General features: G+C 67.1%; 15 protein-coding genes. 7 read left to right on the plus strand and 8 right to left on the minus strand.

Annotation, left to right across the window (positions count from 1 at the left end; genetic code table 11):
• Window positions 1-86: 86 nt before the first annotated feature.
• From ACQPYR_RS13975 to ACQPYR_RS14000, 6 genes are all read right to left on the minus strand, one after another.
• A complete protein-coding gene (locus ACQPYR_RS13975) occupies window positions 87-332 on the minus strand; it encodes a hypothetical protein (protein WP_433632123.1) in 246 nt (81 codons plus the stop codon).
• Window positions 296-667, minus strand: a complete 372-nt coding sequence (locus tag ACQPYR_RS13980; RefSeq protein WP_433632126.1) for a hypothetical protein — start codon at window positions 665-667, stop codon at window positions 296-298. Before ACQPYR_RS13980 ends, ACQPYR_RS13975 begins: the two co-directional genes overlap by 37 nt.
• Window positions 664-1263 carry a cysteine hydrolase family protein gene (locus ACQPYR_RS13985; protein ID WP_433632129.1) on the minus strand — a complete coding sequence of 200 codons (600 nt, stop codon included), beginning with the start codon at window positions 1261-1263 and terminating at the stop codon, window positions 664-666. The genes ACQPYR_RS13980 and ACQPYR_RS13985 overlap by 4 nt, the downstream gene beginning before the upstream one ends.
• 79 nt (window positions 1264-1342) lie before the next feature.
• A complete protein-coding gene (locus ACQPYR_RS13990; RefSeq protein ID WP_433632131.1) occupies window positions 1343-2089 on the minus strand; it encodes an SDR family NAD(P)-dependent oxidoreductase in 747 nt (248 codons plus the stop codon).
• Window positions 2086-3405 carry an acyl-CoA dehydrogenase family protein gene (locus tag ACQPYR_RS13995; RefSeq protein WP_433632133.1) on the minus strand — a complete coding sequence of 440 codons (1320 nt, stop codon included), beginning with the start codon at window positions 3403-3405 and terminating at the stop codon, window positions 2086-2088. Before ACQPYR_RS13995 ends, ACQPYR_RS13990 begins: the two co-directional genes overlap by 4 nt.
• A gap of 17 nt (window positions 3406-3422) precedes the next feature.
• On the minus strand, window positions 3423-4442 hold the full coding sequence (locus tag ACQPYR_RS14000; RefSeq protein ID WP_433632136.1) for a phosphotransferase family protein: 1020 nt from the start codon (window positions 4440-4442) through the stop codon (window positions 3423-3425).
• 84 nt (window positions 4443-4526) lie between these two features.
• On the opposite strand from ACQPYR_RS14000, the gene ACQPYR_RS14005 reads away from it, so the two are divergent.
• The 7 genes from ACQPYR_RS14005 (at window position 4527) to ACQPYR_RS14035 (ending at window position 12986) form a co-directional block, all read left to right on the plus strand.
• The gene (locus ACQPYR_RS14005; protein ID WP_433632139.1) at window positions 4527-5186 is read left to right on the plus strand and encodes a TetR/AcrR family transcriptional regulator; all 660 of its coding nucleotides are present in this window, start codon (window positions 4527-4529) and stop codon (window positions 5184-5186) included.
• A gap of 76 nt (window positions 5187-5262) precedes the next feature.
• The gene (locus ACQPYR_RS14010; protein ID WP_397048403.1) at window positions 5263-6495 is read left to right on the plus strand and encodes a CaiB/BaiF CoA transferase family protein; all 1233 of its coding nucleotides are present in this window, start codon (window positions 5263-5265) and stop codon (window positions 6493-6495) included.
• A 447-nt stretch (window positions 6496-6942) separates the two neighbouring features.
• On the plus strand, window positions 6943-8142 hold the full coding sequence (locus tag ACQPYR_RS14015; protein ID WP_433632142.1) for a cytochrome P450: 1200 nt from the start codon (window positions 6943-6945) through the stop codon (window positions 8140-8142).
• Between the two features lie 5 nt (window positions 8143-8147).
• The gene (locus ACQPYR_RS14020) at window positions 8148-8630 is read left to right on the plus strand and encodes a VOC family protein (RefSeq protein WP_433632145.1); all 483 of its coding nucleotides are present in this window, start codon (window positions 8148-8150) and stop codon (window positions 8628-8630) included.
• Window positions 8630-9745 carry an acyl-CoA dehydrogenase family protein gene (locus ACQPYR_RS14025; RefSeq protein WP_433632147.1) on the plus strand — a complete coding sequence of 372 codons (1116 nt, stop codon included), beginning with the start codon at window positions 8630-8632 and terminating at the stop codon, window positions 9743-9745. Before ACQPYR_RS14020 ends, ACQPYR_RS14025 begins: the two co-directional genes overlap by 1 nt.
• 468 nt (window positions 9746-10213) lie before the next feature.
• On the plus strand, window positions 10214-11710 hold the full coding sequence (locus tag ACQPYR_RS14030; protein ID WP_433632150.1) for a class I adenylate-forming enzyme family protein: 1497 nt from the start codon (window positions 10214-10216) through the stop codon (window positions 11708-11710).
• Window positions 11711-11732: 22 nt separating this feature from the next.
• Entirely contained in the window at window positions 11733-12986 is a 1254-nt protein-coding gene (locus ACQPYR_RS14035; protein ID WP_433632153.1) for an FAS1-like dehydratase domain-containing protein, read from the plus strand.
• 259 nt (window positions 12987-13245) lie between these two features.
• Here the strand turns inward: ACQPYR_RS14035 and ACQPYR_RS14040 are convergent, their stop codons facing one another.
• Together ACQPYR_RS14040 and ACQPYR_RS14045 are read right to left on the minus strand one after the other, a co-directional pair.
• On the minus strand, window positions 13246-14646 hold the full coding sequence (locus ACQPYR_RS14040) for a FadR/GntR family transcriptional regulator (RefSeq protein WP_433635127.1): 1401 nt from the start codon (window positions 14644-14646) through the stop codon (window positions 13246-13248).
• A gap of 231 nt (window positions 14647-14877) precedes the next feature.
• Entirely contained in the window at window positions 14878-15669 is a 792-nt protein-coding gene (locus ACQPYR_RS14045) for an SDR family NAD(P)-dependent oxidoreductase (protein WP_433632155.1), read from the minus strand.
• Window positions 15670-15678 lie beyond the last annotated feature (9 nt).

A 15678-nucleotide genomic window follows, 5' to 3' on the forward strand; every position in this document is an offset into this window, starting at 1 on the left:
ATACGGTCGGCCATCCTGGTGGGCTTGCCGCGATCACCGCCGGTAGGGCGGATCCGTCGGTTACTTTCGAGCGTGCCGGTACCGATTCACCAGGCGGTTGTCGAGCTGTCGTGCGCACTCGGCTGATCCGTGGTGAGTTCGGTGTAAATCTTTGTGGCGAGGACCTTTCCGAGTTCGACGCTACCGAACGCGGCGACCTCACGGGCATTGGTCGATACCGCGACGAAGTGCCGGGCGATGGCGGCCGGGTCGTCGAGCGCGGCCAGTAGCCACTCGCGGGCCGTGCGGGCGTTGGTCAGCGTTTCGATCGTGGTGAAGGTTTTCGACGACACCACGAACAGGGTGGTGGCCGGATCGAGGTGGTGCAGGGTGCGCGCAGCGCGGTATGCAGTGCGGGCCGCGATTCGGTGGTGTTGATCGGCTCTCCGGTGAACATGGCGCGGATACCGGTCCCGAGTTCGCGCTCATCGGCCAATTCGACGAGCAGGTCGAGTGTTTCGGCGGTGAGCAGGTTCTTGGAGCAGTCCAGTACCAGGCCACTGTGCTCGATGGTCATCGCCGGTCCGCGGCCGGGTTCCTGGTCGAACAGGTCGCGCAGCCGGGTTTCGCGCAGGTCGTGCTGGTGCGTCCGGAGTTCGGTCCAAGCCGCGGTCTCGGCGAGGTTCATGCGTTGATTGTCGAGCTTTCGACCAGGGCGAGTATCTCGTCGGTGGTACCGGTTTCCGCGATTTTGGGGAACACCTTGCGCAGCGCGTAGTCGTGATCTTCCTGATCCAGATCGGTTACCGCATCGGTGGCGATGGTGACGTTGAAGCCGTATTCGTGTGCACCACGCGCGGTCGATTCGACGCCCATGCTGGTGGCGATCCCGGTTACGACGACCTGGGTGATCTCGCGCTCGCGCAGCCACCCCGCGAGCGTGGGGTCGTGGAACGCGCCCCAGACTCGCTTGACCACGGTGTGGTCACCCGGTCGCGGCCCCAACTCGGACAGCAGCGCGACGGCCTCGGCCGCCGAACTCGCGGCCGCCGGGCTGGACTGTCCGCCCGCCGCGCGAGCACGGCTCGCCTCGGTGCGGCCGGGCGCGACACCGGCTGCCGTCACGATCACGACCGGGAGATTGCGTTTCCGGAACGCGTCGGCGAGCCGGGCCGACTGCTCGACAATCGACTTCGCGGAGTGCACGGTCGGCAGCGCTACCACCGCATCCTGCAGGTCGACGACGACCAGCGCGGTGTGCGCATCTATTTCGGTCAATGGCATGAGATCGCCTTTCGGTCCAAGATCAACATTATTCTCCACCGCGAATGCCAATTGCGCTGTCCGGTAATCGGGGCAGCCCTCAGTACAACCCGCCGTCCACCCGGATCAGTGCGTCGGTGGTGTAGCTGGAGGCGTCGCTGGCGAGGTACAGCGCGGTGCTGATGATCTCCTCCGGCTTACCCGGCCTGCCGAGCGCACTGCGGGTGATGTGTCGCTTCTCCTGCGCCCAGGCCTTGGAGATATCGGTGAGGAACGGCCCCGCCGAGATGGTGTTGACCCGCACCTTCGGCCCGTACTCCTGAGCGAAGACGGTGGTCAGCACATTCAGGGCGGCCTTGGCTCCGGCGTAAGGGCCGAATCGCGGTTGCGGCAGCAGCGCCCCCGAGGAGGAGATATTGATGATCGAGCCGCCGTCGCCGTCGGCCATGCGCCGCCCGATCAGCGACGCGAGCCGGAACGGGCCCTTGAAATTTACCCCGATCACCTTGTCGAACAGCTCCTCGCTGGTCTCCTCCGAGGACGGCGCCAGCGGCGACATACCCGCATTGTTGACCAGGATGTCGACCTTGCCGAACTCCTCGTAGGCCGCGTCGGTGAGCCGGTCGAGATCGTCCCAGTGGCCGACGTGTGCGGCGAACGGCAGTGCGCGCCGGCCCAGTTCGCGGACCTCCTCGGCGGCCACCTCGCAGGCCTCGATCTTGCGGCTGGTGATCACCACGTCCGCGCCCGCGGCGGCGAAGGCGCGCACCATTTCCAGGCCGAGGCCCCGGCTGCCACCGGTGACCAGTGCGACCTTGCCGGTCAGATCGAAAAGCTGCGCCGTCATCCGTTCACCCCGCCGCTGAGGCTGTCGTCATTGATGATGTGCGCGTAGCGCTTTCGCGCCTCCTCCAGCTTCGGCGGAATGTGCTCGCTGGGGAACAGCCCCTCGGCGGGCCGGTATTTCTTCAACATCTGCTTCGCGACCGTGGTGCGGTGCACCTCGGTCGGACCATCGGCCAGGGCGAGGTTCGGGGCGGCCATCCACCACTTCGCCAGCGGCAGTTCATTGGTGGTGCCGAGCGAGCCGTGCAGGTGCAGCGCGCGCTGGATGATGTCGTGCAGCACCTTGGCCATGGCGACCTTGCACATCGCGATCTGCGTGCGGGCGGCGCCGTGCGGCTGGGTGTCGATGATCCAAGCGGTGTTCAGCACCAGCAATCGGTACTGCTGCAATTCGATCCAGGAGTCCGCGATGAACTGCTGGACGGCCTGCTTGTCGGCGAGCAGGGTGCCCTGGGTGCGGCGGGAGATCGCGCGCTCGCACATCATGTCGAAGGCGCGGGTGCATTTGCCCACGGTGCGCATGGCGTGATGGACGCGGCCACCACCGAGGCGGGCCTGGGCGACCTTGAAACCCTCGCCGGGTGCGCCGAGCATGGCGTCGAGCGGGACGCGGACCTGGTGGTAGCGGATGTAGCCGTGGATGCCCTCGTCCAGGGAGTCGCGTTCATCCATGGTGCCGACATTGCGCTTGATCTCGATGCCGGGGGTCTCGGCGGGCACGATCAGCATCGACATGCGGGCGTGCGGCGGCGCGTCCGGATCGGTGACGGCCATGACGATGAGGAATGACGCGTACCGAGCGTTGGACGAGAACCACTTCTCGCCCTCGATTACCCATTCGTCCCCGTCGCGCCATGCGCGACAGACGAACTCCTTCGGGTCGGCGCCCGCCTGCGGTTCGGTCATCGAGAAGGTGGAGACGATCTCGCCGTCGAGCAGCGGCTGCAGGTAGCGGGCCTTCTGCTCCTCGGTGCCGAACATCGCCAGGATCTCCGCATTACCGGTATCCGGTGCGGCGGTGCCGAAAACCGTTGGCGCCCAATAGGACCGGCCGAGGATCTCGTTGAGGTAGGCGAGCTTGACCTGACCGTAGCCCGGCCCGCCCAGTTCGGGGCCGAGGTGACAGGCCCACAGGCCCTGCGCCCGGACCTGCTCCTGCAACGGCCGCAGGATCGCGCGGGCCTTCTCGTTACCGGTGTCGTACGGGTCGCCGCCGTGCGGGAACAGCAGGTCGAGCGGCTCGACCTCCTTGCGCACGAACTCCGCGGCCCAGTCCAGCTTGGCCTGGAACTCGGGTTCGATCGTGAAATCCAGCATCGGTCCTCCGAAAGGGATCAGTGGGTGAGGTAGGTGCGGGCGGCCATGAGCAACGGCGGGATGCCGTGGCGCATCCGTTCCACCCGCTCGGTGACCTGGCCGCGGCGTTCGGCGTTCTTGACCAGCAGCGCCGATGCGGCGGCCTGTTTGTAGCGGACCAGGGCGTCGAACCAGCCGAGATCCGCGACCGGTGCGCCGCTCGCCGTCTCGTACACCGCGAGCAGTTCGCCGGGTTCGAGCGTCGGAGCAGCGGGCGCGACGGCCGTCGGATGGGCGGGATCGGACATCAGTCGCAGCCACGCCAGGTCCAGGCGCGGATCGCCGACCGACCAGATCTCCCAGTCGATCACCGCCCGGATCTCGGCTCCGACGCACTGCATATTGCCCAGCCGCCAGTCGCCGTGCAGGAGCGCGGGCGGCAGCGGCTTCGGAATCGCCGCGGTGAGCAGAGTCCGGCACTTGAGCTCGTCGAGCGCCGCGTCCGGTTCGAGCGCGCAGGTGGCGAAGGCCCGCTGCCACCGCTCGACCTCGGCGTCGAGGGTGACCGCGGGTTCGTCGATACCCAATTCGGCGGGACCGACAGTGTGCAGGGCCGCCAGCATGCGGGCAGCCGCCGCAGCACGCGCGCGCACCTCGTCCGGAGCGGGACGACGTTCGAGCGCGATATGGCGGGGCTCATAACCTTCGCCGTCCGCGAAGGACATGACGAACAGCGGCGGGATCTCCGGCGGTGCGCCGCCGTCGGAACCGAGCACCTTCGGCACGGCCACATCGGGCACCTCGGCGAGTGCGGTGAGTGCGCGGGCTTGGCGAAGCACATCCCGGTTGCGGACGGGCTCGAGACCCGGCGGGGCGACCTTGACCACGACGCGAACCCGCTCGTCGGTCACCGCCGAGTAGGTGAGGCTCGAGGTCCCGCCGGTCAGCTGCGTCAGGTCGTGCAGTGGACGGCCGATCGCCGCGGCCGCGCGACGCGCGATATCGGCGGGATCGGCAATGCCGACCTTCGGTCCTACCACCTGTGACCCGTCGGCCATACCCACTCCGTTCGACAGAACGCCATACCACTGTGCAAGAAAACGATTCTGGTGAATCGGTATTCGAACAGTACACTCTTTTACATGACGAGTCCACACGTCGGGGACGACCCGGTCGGCGGCGAATCCCTGGTGGCCCGCGCGGTGCGGCGGCGTACGGGGGATCGGTACGCGACCGCGCGGGATGAAGTGCGCCGCCTGCTCGACGCGGGCATGGAGCTGATGCGGGCCGATCCGAACGGGAACCCGCGAATCGTCGAGATCGTCCGCCGGGCAAGGGTTTCCAACGACGCCTTCTACCGGGCATTCCGGAGCAAGGACGATCTCATGGCCGCGATCGCCGATGACGGGGCAAGGCGGTTGCTCGGCCATATCCGTCGCCGCTGCGCTCGGCACACCGACCCGGTCGACCAGGTCAGGGCCTGTGTTCAGGTGGTTTTCAAACAGGCGGCCGATCCCGAGGTGGCCGCGACGACCCGTGCGGTGCTGCGGAATACCTCCCGTGACGGCCGGTCGGCCTTCGGTGGTGTCGAGTTGCGCCGCCGGATCGCTGAACTGCTCGCGGCGCCACTCGGCGCGGGTGGCAGCCCGGATCCGGACCGTGACGCCATGGTCGCCGCCTGTGCGATCTTCGCCGTGATGGAGCAGTTCCTGTGGACCGAACAGGTGCCGACGGCCGCGGATGTCGAGCATCTCGTTGCGTGGATAGTGCCACCGAAACCAGGGGCGACCGATGCGGTCTGACCCTGCACAGCCTTGTGATGTCCGTTGAATAGCGGATACTCTTCTTCAAATACCGACGCTAAGAGGAGCTGGTTCGATGCACAAACCGATGCAGGGCGTGCGCGTACTCGAGGTCGCGCAATTCACCTTCGTCCCGGCGGCGGGTGCAGTGCTCGCGGACTGGGGCGCCGACGTGATCAAGATCGAGCACGCGGAACGCGGTGATGCCCAGCGCGGACTGGTCCGGGTGCTCGGTTACGAGGCGAACAGCGCCGGGTCGTCGTTCTTCCCGATCATGGAGGGACCGAACCGAGGCAAACGCAGTGTCGGTCTCGCACTGGAGAAGCCGTCCGCGCGCCGGGTGCTGGAGGAATTGATCCGCAGCAGCGACGTATTCCTCACGAACTTCCTGCCGGAGGCGCGAGCGAAACTGCGGATCGATCTCGAGGACGTGCGCGCGATCAATCCGGACATCATCTACGTGCGGGGCAGCGGCTTCGGTGTGCGCGGCGCGGAGGCGACCAAGGGCGGCTACGACAGCACGGCATTCTGGGCGCGCGGCGGCAGCGCGGCCGGGGTGACCCCGCCTGGCGCCGACCGGATGACCCGGATGCCCGCGGGCGCCTACGGCGATTCGATCGGCGGCATGACCATTGCCGGTGGCATCGCGGCCGCGCTCTACTCGCGAAAAATGACGGGGGAGCCGTCGGTGGTGGACGTCTCGCTGCTCGGCGTCGGCGCCTGGGCCACGCAGTTCACGGTCAATCTGGCATTGATGAACGGTGGTCCGCTGCCGGTGAATCCGCCGCCGCGGCATGGTTCGGCCACGAATCCGCTCATCGGGGCGTACCGCACCTCGGACCAGCGGTGGCTCGAATTGTCGATGCTGCAGCCCGGCCGCTACTGGCCCGAGTTCTGCAGGCTGGCCGGTCGCGAGGAACTGGCCGCCGACGAGCGCTTCGACAACACCGAGAAGCTGATGGCCAATGCGGCGCAGGCCGCCGAGCTCGTCGCCGAGATCATCGCGGCGCGTCCGTTCGCCGAGTGGGTCGAGATCCTCGGCAGCGGCGAGGGGCAGTGGGCGGCGGTGCAGAACGCGTGGGAGGTCGGTCAGGATCCATCGCTGCGTGCCAACGATCTGATCGCCTCGGTCGTCGATGCCGACGGCGTCGACCGTGAACTGGTCGCCAACCCGGTCCAGTTCGACGAAACGCCGGTAACTCTCACGCGGGCACCGCAATTCGCCGAACACACCGACGAGGTCCTGCTCGAGATCGGTCTCACCGAGGAGGAGCTGATCGCGCTGAAGATCGACGGCGCGGTCACCTGATCGCTTCCGCATCGCGAGCATGCGGAAGGAAAGTGTCCTCTTTCAAGCCGAACGTCCATCCCATGGGATGGCGCCCCGACGCGCATCCTCCGTCAAATAGGCTGCTAATTGCGGCTTATTCCGGAGAATGGACAGCGGCAAATTCGTCAACGCGAGGGTAAAAGAGGTTACGAAATAAGAGCTGGCCGGTATATTGGACCAGCACGACGAGTTGAGGCATGCCAGGTCATGGCATGCGCATGACGTACTACGAGGCTGCGACGCGGCACGGGTGCGGCCGCAACGCCCACCGGCCCGCGGAGACGCGAATACAGCGCCCGGCGCGGCGGCCTTCCAGAGAGGATCAGCGATGAGCGAGCGTAGCGAGCGAGCAATAGGCACAGCCACCTCAGTGGTCATGACGGAGCCGAGCGACAGCGAGGCGCAGTCCGACAGCGAGGCGCAGTCATGAGCACTGCGCTCGAGCCCGAGGGTACATACGAGGGTGTGCCCGCGTATCACTTCGACAACCGGCTCGGCGGTCCGGTCCTGAGTCATCAGCTGCGATGGGATGAAATCGCCCGCACCCATTCCGGATTCCGCAGCACCATCGCGCGCGGGTACTGGGTCGTCACGGACGGCCGGGCGGTGCAGGAGGCGCTGCAGGACTGGCGAACCTTCTCGAACACCTCGGTGACCGCGCTCGAGCCGAATCCCCGTTTCCTGTGGATTCCGGAGATGCTCGATCCGCCCGTGCACACGAAATGGCGGCGACTGCTCGGCAACGACTTCTCCCCGAAGACCATCGCCGCCCGTGAGGAGGAGATCCGGCAGGTCGCGATCGAGCTGATCGACCAGCTGAAGGACAGCGGCAGTGCTGATGTCCTGGACGAATTCGCCCGCCGGTTCCCGACCATCATCTTCATGCGGCTGGTCGGCCTGCCCGAGGCGGATCTGCCCATCTTCCTGGACTGGGTGCACGACATGCTGCACCTGACCTACGACGAGGATCCGGAGGGAACCCGGCAGCTCGCCGCGATGCGTGCCGTGTCGGACTACTTCGACGAGCAGATCGCGCTGCGGCGCGAGGCCCCGCGTGACGATCTGCTCTCGCGGGCAATGAATTACGAGATCGATGGCGAGCCGATCAGCGATGCGGATATGCACGCATTCTGCATTCTGCTGTTCCAGGCGGGCTTCGATACGGTCCCGATCTCCATCGGCTGGGCTCTCTATCACTTCGCCACCCATCCCGAGCAGCGTGCGGCGATCATCGCCGACCCGTCGCTGATCGCGACGAGCGTCGAGGAGATCCTGCGCGTCTACTCGTTCGTGGTGCCCGCGCGGAAAGCTATGCAGGACACCGAGATCGGCGGCTGCCCGGTCAAGGCGGGCGAGATGGTGATGCTGCCGCTTGCGGTCACCAATCGCGATCCCGAGCGGTTCGAGAATCCGCTGGAAGTGGATCTGCACCGCACCGCGACCAACCACATCGCCTTCGGCTCCGGCCCGCATCGTTGCCTCGGCTCGCACCTGGCCCGCCTGGAGCTGAATGTCGCGGTCGAGGAGTGGCACAAGCGGATTCCGGAGTATCGGATCGTGGCCGGACAGGAGCTGTCGCAGCACGGCAACATGTACGGCATCCAGTCGCTGCGATTGGAGTGGTGACCGCCATGACGAATTCTCCTGTGACACAAACACTCCGCGCCGCAGATCTGTACCACACCGGGATCGTGGTGCCGGACATCGAGGCATGGAAAGTGCGGATGACCGAGCTCGCGGGCTACCGGTGGACCGCGACCCAAACCGCCGAAGTGCCGGTCCGGCTGGCCGACGGCGAGCGGGTGATGCAGCTGAGCTTCACGTATTCGCTCGACGCCCCGCACATCGAACTGGTGCAGGAGATTCCGGGAACACCGTGGACGGCGGCGCCGCCGCACGTCGCGACGCACCATCTCGGTTACTTCTGCGATGACGTCGCGACCACATCGAAGCGGTTGGCGGCGTCGGGTTTCGCCCTCGAGGCCTGTGCGGTGGTCGACGGTGAGCCGTCGATCTTCGCCTATCACCTGTCGCCCTCGGGGGTGCGGCTCGAGATCGTGGACCGGTCGCGGATGCCGGATTTCGACGTCTACCTGGGCTCGAAGTTGCAGTGATGGCTTTCTCTTTCACAGCGGAGCAGGAAGAACTCCGCGCTACCGTGCGCCGATTCCTGACGGATAAATCGCCGAGTGCGGCGGTGCGGCACTGGATGGAAACCGAACCCGGTCACGATCGCGCGGTGTGGCAGCAGATGGCCGAGCAACTGGGCCTGCACGGGCTGGCGCTGCCGGAGGAGTACGGCGGTTCCGGCGGTGGACCGGTCGAGCTGGGCATCGTGCTCGAGGAGATGGGGCGAGCGCTGCTGCCGTCGCCGTATTTCGCGACGGTCGCACTCGCTGGTCAGGCGCTCGCCACTTGCGGTGACGAGGCGGCCAAGGCGCGTTGGCTGCCCGAACTCGCCGAAGGGTCGCTGACCGCGACACTGGCGCTGGCCGAGGAGAGCGGCTCGTGGCGGCTCGCGGACGTCACCACCGTGGCGACGCGGGTCGGCGCGGCGTGGACCCTGTCCGGCACCAAAATGTTCGTCGTCGACGGTGATACCGCCGATCTGCTGCTCGTCGTGGCAGGCGGCGAGGCCGGAGTCGGACTGTTCGCCGTGCACGGAACTGCGGCCGAAGTGACCAGAACCCGGTTGGAGACGCTCGATCCGACCCGCCGGCTGGCCAGGATCGACCTGAACGACGCTGTGGCGCAACGGATCAGCCCACCCACCGATGCGTCGGCATACCTGCAGAACGTGCTCGATCTCGCGGTCGTCGCGCTGGCCGCCGAGCAGGTCGGTGTGGCGCAGGCATGTCTGGACGCCGCGGTCGAATACGCCAAGATCCGGGTTCAGTTCGACCGGCCGATCGGCTCGTTCCAGGCCGTCAAACACAAGTGCGCGGACATGTTGCTCGAGGTCGAGGCCGCACGCTCGGCCGCCTACCATGCCGCGACCGTGGCGGCCGCCGGTTCGACCGAGTTGCCGACGGCCGCGGCATTGGCGGCGGCCTACTGCTCGCAGGTCGGCACCCATGCGGCCAAGGAGAACATCCAGATTCACGGCGGTATCGGATACACCTGGGAGCATGACGCGCACCTTTATCTGAAGCGCGCGAAGTCTTCCGAGCAGCTGTTCGGCGGCCCCGCTTCGCATCGCGCGCGGCTGGCCGATCTGGTCGGAATTTGAGCGGTCCGGGCCGGGCCGGGGACGTCGACGGCGTTCGCCCGGCCCGGAATCCGCACTGCGCCAGGTCTTCTCGTAGCGACTCGCAGGTAGACATCGGCGCATTGATCGATAGCCTGTCATATCGGTGCCCTGAAATAGATCGCTGAGCGTTGGCGTGTTGGCGCATCGCATCAGTTCGCCACTTGCGTCGCAATCGCATGGACGATGCTCGAATCGTGTGGCAGAGGGGGAATTATGGAGCAGACATCCGCACGTTCACGCCAAGGATGTGATCTATCAGGCTCCATGGTTGTCTGTTAGATCCAATAAATCAGTGTACTCTTATCTCGACGGTGAGCTCGTGGGCTCGATCTTCGCGCATACGGAGCGGTCCGAGCAGCGGCCCGATGCGGCGTTATCGCACGGAGTCGAACACCGTGACCAATGTTCTCGCCGAGCAGGTGCTCGGCCTTCCGAAAGGCTGATCACATGGGAATTCGCGACCGACTGTCCCTGTTGCTCGCCGAGGCGCCCGCCGATGCCGAGGCCATCGAGCACGAGGAGCGCTGGTGGACCTGGGGCATGGTCCAGCAGACGGCGCGGGCGGTGAACGCCGCGCTCGATGCCGCGGGTCTGCATGCCGACGCGCGCGTGGGCGTGGTGCTGGAGAACCGGCCCGAACACGTCGCGGTGGTCGCCGCCGTGATCACCTCCGGGCGCTGTGTGGTGATGCTCAGCCCGCTGCAGCCCCCCGCCCGGCTCGCGGCCGATATCGCCCGCTGCGAGCTCCCGATCGTAATCGCCGGGGCGCAGGCGCTGGCCCGTGCGGGCGTACTCGCCGCGGTGACCGTGCACGGTCTCGCCCTCGAACTCGGTACCGACGGTGGCCTGCGCCCAGCAGGTGGCGCCGCCCCATTCGACGCGCCGACCAATCCTGGTGTTGCCGTCGAAATGCTCACCTCCGGCACGACCGGTCCGCCGAAGCGGGTGCACCTACGGGTCGGACAACTCGACCAGGCGCTCGCCTCCGGCGGGCAGACGCCGAAGCCGGGACGGTTGCTGACGCGGTCGGCGGCACTCGTATCCGCACCGCTGGTGCATATCGGCGGACTGTGGCGGGCACTTGCCTGCCTGGCCACCGGGCGTCGCATGATCCTCATGCCCAAATTCGCCCTCGAGCCGTGGCTGCGCGCGGTGGAACGCCACGAACTGCGAGCGGTGAGCTTGGTGCCCGCGGCCCTGCGCACCGTGCTGGAGGCCGATGTGCCGAAGCAGCGGTTGGCCAGCCTGCAGGTGGTCACCTCCGGCACTGCGCCCTGCCCGCCCGAACTCGCCGACGCGTTCTTTCAGAAATATGGTCTGCGCGTCCTGATGACCTATGGCGCAACGGAATTCGCCGGTGCGGTCGCCGGGTGGACGCTGCCGATGCACGAGCAGTGGTGGGATCGCAAGGTCGGCAGTACCGGACGCGCCCTGGACGGCGTCGAGCTCCGGGTGACCGACGAGAACGGCGCCGAACTGCCGACCGGGAAGACCGGACGGCTCGAGGTGCGCACCGAGCAGACCGCACAGGGCGGCACGGTGTGGGTGCGCACCAGTGATCTGGCGAGGATCGACGCGGACGGCTTCCTGTGGATCGAGGGTCGCGCCGATGACGCCATCATCCGCGGCGGCTTCAAGGTGCAGCCGGAGACGGTTCAGCGCGTGCTCGAAGCGCACGACGCGGTGCGGGAGGCGGCGGTCGCCGGTCTGCCCGATCCGCGACTCGGCGCGGTGCCGGTGGCGGCGGTCGAAGTCGAACCCGGACGCACACCGCCCGCCGTCGCCGAACTGGTCGCCCTCTGCCGTACTCAGCTGATGCCCTACGAAGTGCCCGCGCACATCCTCGTGCTCGACCAATTGCCGCGCACACCGTCGAGCAAGGTGAGTCGCGTGGAGCTACTGGACATCGTGCGAGCCCGGCTCGCCGAACGCACGACGGCCTGACCGCAAAGATCGAGGAGGATCTGTGACGAGCACCGAGGACAAGCCCGCCGAACAGTTCGGCGTGCTCACCGACCAGGCGATCGAGCGGTCCCGCCGCCGTCTCGGCATACCGAATCCGCAGCGCAATCCGCCGCACAACTACCAGGTGACCTGGGACGGCGTGCGCCACTTCGCATTCGGCTACGGCGACGACAATCCGCTGTACTGCGATCCGGACTACGCGGCGCAGACCCGCTGGGGTGCCCTGATCGCGCCGCCGACCTTCCTCTACACGATGGGCGAGGACGCCGCACCGAAGCCGGACGCCGAAACCAAGGCACTGCTGAAGGGCGACCCCTTCGCCGGGCTCGGCTCCTATCAGGCGGTAATGGAATTCGAGTGGTGGCAGCCGCTGCGCCTCGGTGACCGCAGCCGGGTGCTGCAGACTCAGGTCGGCGTTCAGCCCAAGCGCAGTAGCTTCGGCGGCCGCACCGCGCACGTCACCCAGGATTACCTGTACACCAACGGATCCGGTCAGATGCACGCTGTGCGGCGCGGTACCTGGATCAATGCCGAGCGGCACACCTCGAGTAAGCGGGCCAAAGAGAAACTGGAGCAAACCCCCTACACCCCGGCACAACTCGCCGAAATCGACGCGGCGTACGCGGCCGAGACCAGGCGCGGTGCCGAACCGCGCTACTGGGAGGACGTGGCGGTCGGCGAGGTGCTGCAGCCCAAGGTGAAAGGGCCGCTGACCACCACCGACGTGGTCGTCTGGCATCTGGGCTGGGGTATGCAGCTCACCCCGCCGGGCGCATTCAAGATCGCCGCGAATATCCGGCGTAAAGCTCCTGGCCTGTACCCGGCCAATGGGTTGAACATTCCGGATACCGTGCAGCGCTTGCACTGGGAACCCGCGCGGGCGCAGGAACTCGGGCTGCCGAACTCCTACGACTACGGCGGCATGCGCGAGACCTGGTTGTGCCATCTGCTCACCGACTGGGTCGGCGACGACGGCTGGCTGTGGAAACTGCGCTGCGAGCACCGCAAATTCAATTACATCGGCGACACCACCTGGGTGCGTGGCACGGTCGTCGACAAGCGACAGGTGGACGGACGCAACGAGATTCACCTCGAGGTGCGCTGCGAGAACCAGCGGGGTGAGATCACCACACCCGGTACCGCCGTCGTGCTGTTGCCGACACGGGACCACGCCGTCGAACTGCCCGCACCACCCGCCCCGGATCTGGACGGCATGGTGGCCCACGAGCTGGCCAGGTTCAGCGTCAGCGGCTGACCCCGCCGACCGGGACGTGCCGTCGCAGATCTATTGACGGCCTCGCACACGGCGAGACACGGTGTAGCTTGTGCGAGGCCGTCGGTGGCTATACCGCAACGCTCCGATCGCCGAAGCGTCCAGTGGCACAGAGGAGTTCGGTTCCGTGCCGCGCATGTCCCAGCGTGAGGCGCGCGGGTTTGCTCGGCGAATTGGTACGCGGCGTGCGAATACGGGCGTGGCATGATCACGTCGCGCCGAGGTGGTGGCCGACGGGGGTTCAGTGCCACCAGGGGGCGAGTGCGTCGAGGTGGCGGCGCATGCGGTGCCTGGCGATTCCGGCATCGCCCTGGACGATCGCGTCGAGGATGAGCTGGTGCACGTGCTCCACCTCTTCGGCGGCGGTGTCACCGGGCAGCGGCTGATCGTGTCCGGCCGCGTGGCGGCGGAACAGTTCGGTGATGATCGACAGGAACAGCGAAAGCACCGGATTGCCAGCCAAATCGGCCAATTCGGTGTGGAACAGGTCGGCCTTGCGTGGGTCGTCGGCCGGGCCCTCGCTCGGCCAGCGGACCGCCGCCGAAAGGCGCTGCGCAATCTCGTTGTCGCCGTCGGTGTATCGTGCGGTTACCCGGGCGACGATGCCGAGTTCGATGGCATTGCGGACGATTCGCAGATCGTCGGCGGTGACGCCCTCGTATTCCAGGAATAGCGCCATCGTGTCGATACTGGCCTGTGGTTCGGGTTGGGTGACGACAAGTCCACCGCCCGGACCGCGGCGCATCTGGGCGACCGCGTGGTATTCGAGGAGCCGGACCGCCTCGCGCAGCACCGCGCGGCTGATCCCGTAGCGGGCGAGCATATCGGTCTCCGAGCCGAGCACCATGCCGACCTGCCAGCCGCGCGCGGCGATATCGTCGTGGATCCTGGCGGCGACCACCTCGGCCAGCTTCGCCCTTGGCCCCTCGACCATTTCGGGTTCGATCACATTGCCCGCGACCCGCGGCCCGCGACGCACCCGGTGCTTCTCGATCCAGGCGGCCACCGACTCCAGATGTGCGGTCAGATCCGTCTGCGCCCGCGCGCCGTCGCCGTCGATGACGGCCTCGATGATGGCGCGATGCGCGACACGTGAAGTTTCTTTGGAGTCGAGTATCTCGGCTTTCGAGAGTCTGCGTGAGGTGTGCGCGTATCGAGCGGTCAGGCGGGTCAGCACATCGATGAACAAGTGCAGCACCGGATTTCCGGATAATTCGCCGAGCATCGGATGCAGCGGATCCTGCGACTGAACCTCTGTCTCGTCGGCGTGGCGCGACTCGTATTCGAGGGCGGTGCGCAGGGTGTCGATACCCTCCTCGGTGATCCGCTCGGCGGCCAGACCCGCGGCGATCGGCTCGAGCAGCAGCCTGGCCTGGAGCAAGTCCGACACGCTCGTGCCCACGTACTCGAGGTAGATGACCATGGCTCGCGTCGCCGGTCCGGCATCGGGAGCGCAGACGAACAGACCGCCATTGGGACCGCGCCGCATCTTGGCGACCTGGTGATGTTCGACCAGCCGCACCGCCTCGCGCAGCACCGCGCGGCTGACCCCGAAGCGCTCGCGCAGATCCACCTCGGATCCAAGGGACTCGCCGACCGGCCAGCCGCGGCGCATCACATCCGCCTCGATACGATGGGCGATCTGGGCCGCGAGTTTGCCGACCGGTGCGCCGGTCTCGACGGTGGGGAGGTCGGAGTCCTGCTCGCTGTCGGCGGGCTCGACGTCGACGGCAGTCACTATGGGCCAACTCCTCAATGCGGACTTTGCGGATCCTCAGTCTACTGGCCGGTTGGCCAAGAGTGCGTGCGACGTGCGGGGGAAAGTGGTGAGTGACGGGATTAGGGCCACTGTTTATCACTCACTCACCGGGCGTCAAGCGCCCAGCATCTGCAATCCACCGCTGACCGCGATCAACTGGCCGGTCATATAACGCGATCCCGGACCGGCCAGAAATACCATGACGGGCCCCAGGTCCGCGTACGGATCACCGAGTTCGCCACGCAGTGGGATGGTCTGCCGTAGGCGTTCGGCGAGCGCGGCCGAACCCGCGGGGCCGAGATGCTCCCGAAACCGCTCGGTGCCTGGCGTCTCGACCGCGGGTGCGAGTGCGTTCACCGTGACGTCGAATCTTCCCCACGCCGCGGCCGCGGACCTGGTCCACGCCTGCACGCCCGCCTTCGCGGCCGCGTAGTGCGGCGCGAGCGGATTTCCGCGAATCGCCTCGCCCGAACCGAGATTGATGATTCGCCCGCCGGTACCGCGCATGCGCTCGAACGCCGCCTGGTTGGTGACGATCGTGGTCCGGAGATTGGCGTCGAGGACGAAATCGAACTCGTCGTCGGTCAGCGCCTCCGGGGTGCTCGGCTGCCAGACGCCCGCCGCGTTGAGCAGGATGTCGAGTCCGCCGAGGATCGCGGTTGCCGATTCGAAGGCGGCGGCGACCGAAGCGCGGTCGCGTGCATCGCAGGACAACCAGTCGCAGCGCCCCTTCAACTCGTCCGGCGGCGGCGTGTGATGGAACAGGCCGACGACACTGGCGCCGGCATCCAGGAATGCGGCAACTGCCGCGGCGCCGACTCCGGTGGCCGCACCGGTCACCACGGCGCGGCGGCCGGTGAGTTGGCGGCCCGCCGATACCTGCTCGGGCTCGAGGGTCGTGCTCATCGAGGATCC

Origin of the sequence: Nocardia sp. CA-120079 (assembly GCF_050955745.1) — a bacterium.
GTDB lineage: Bacteria > Actinomycetota > Actinomycetes > Mycobacteriales > Mycobacteriaceae > Nocardia.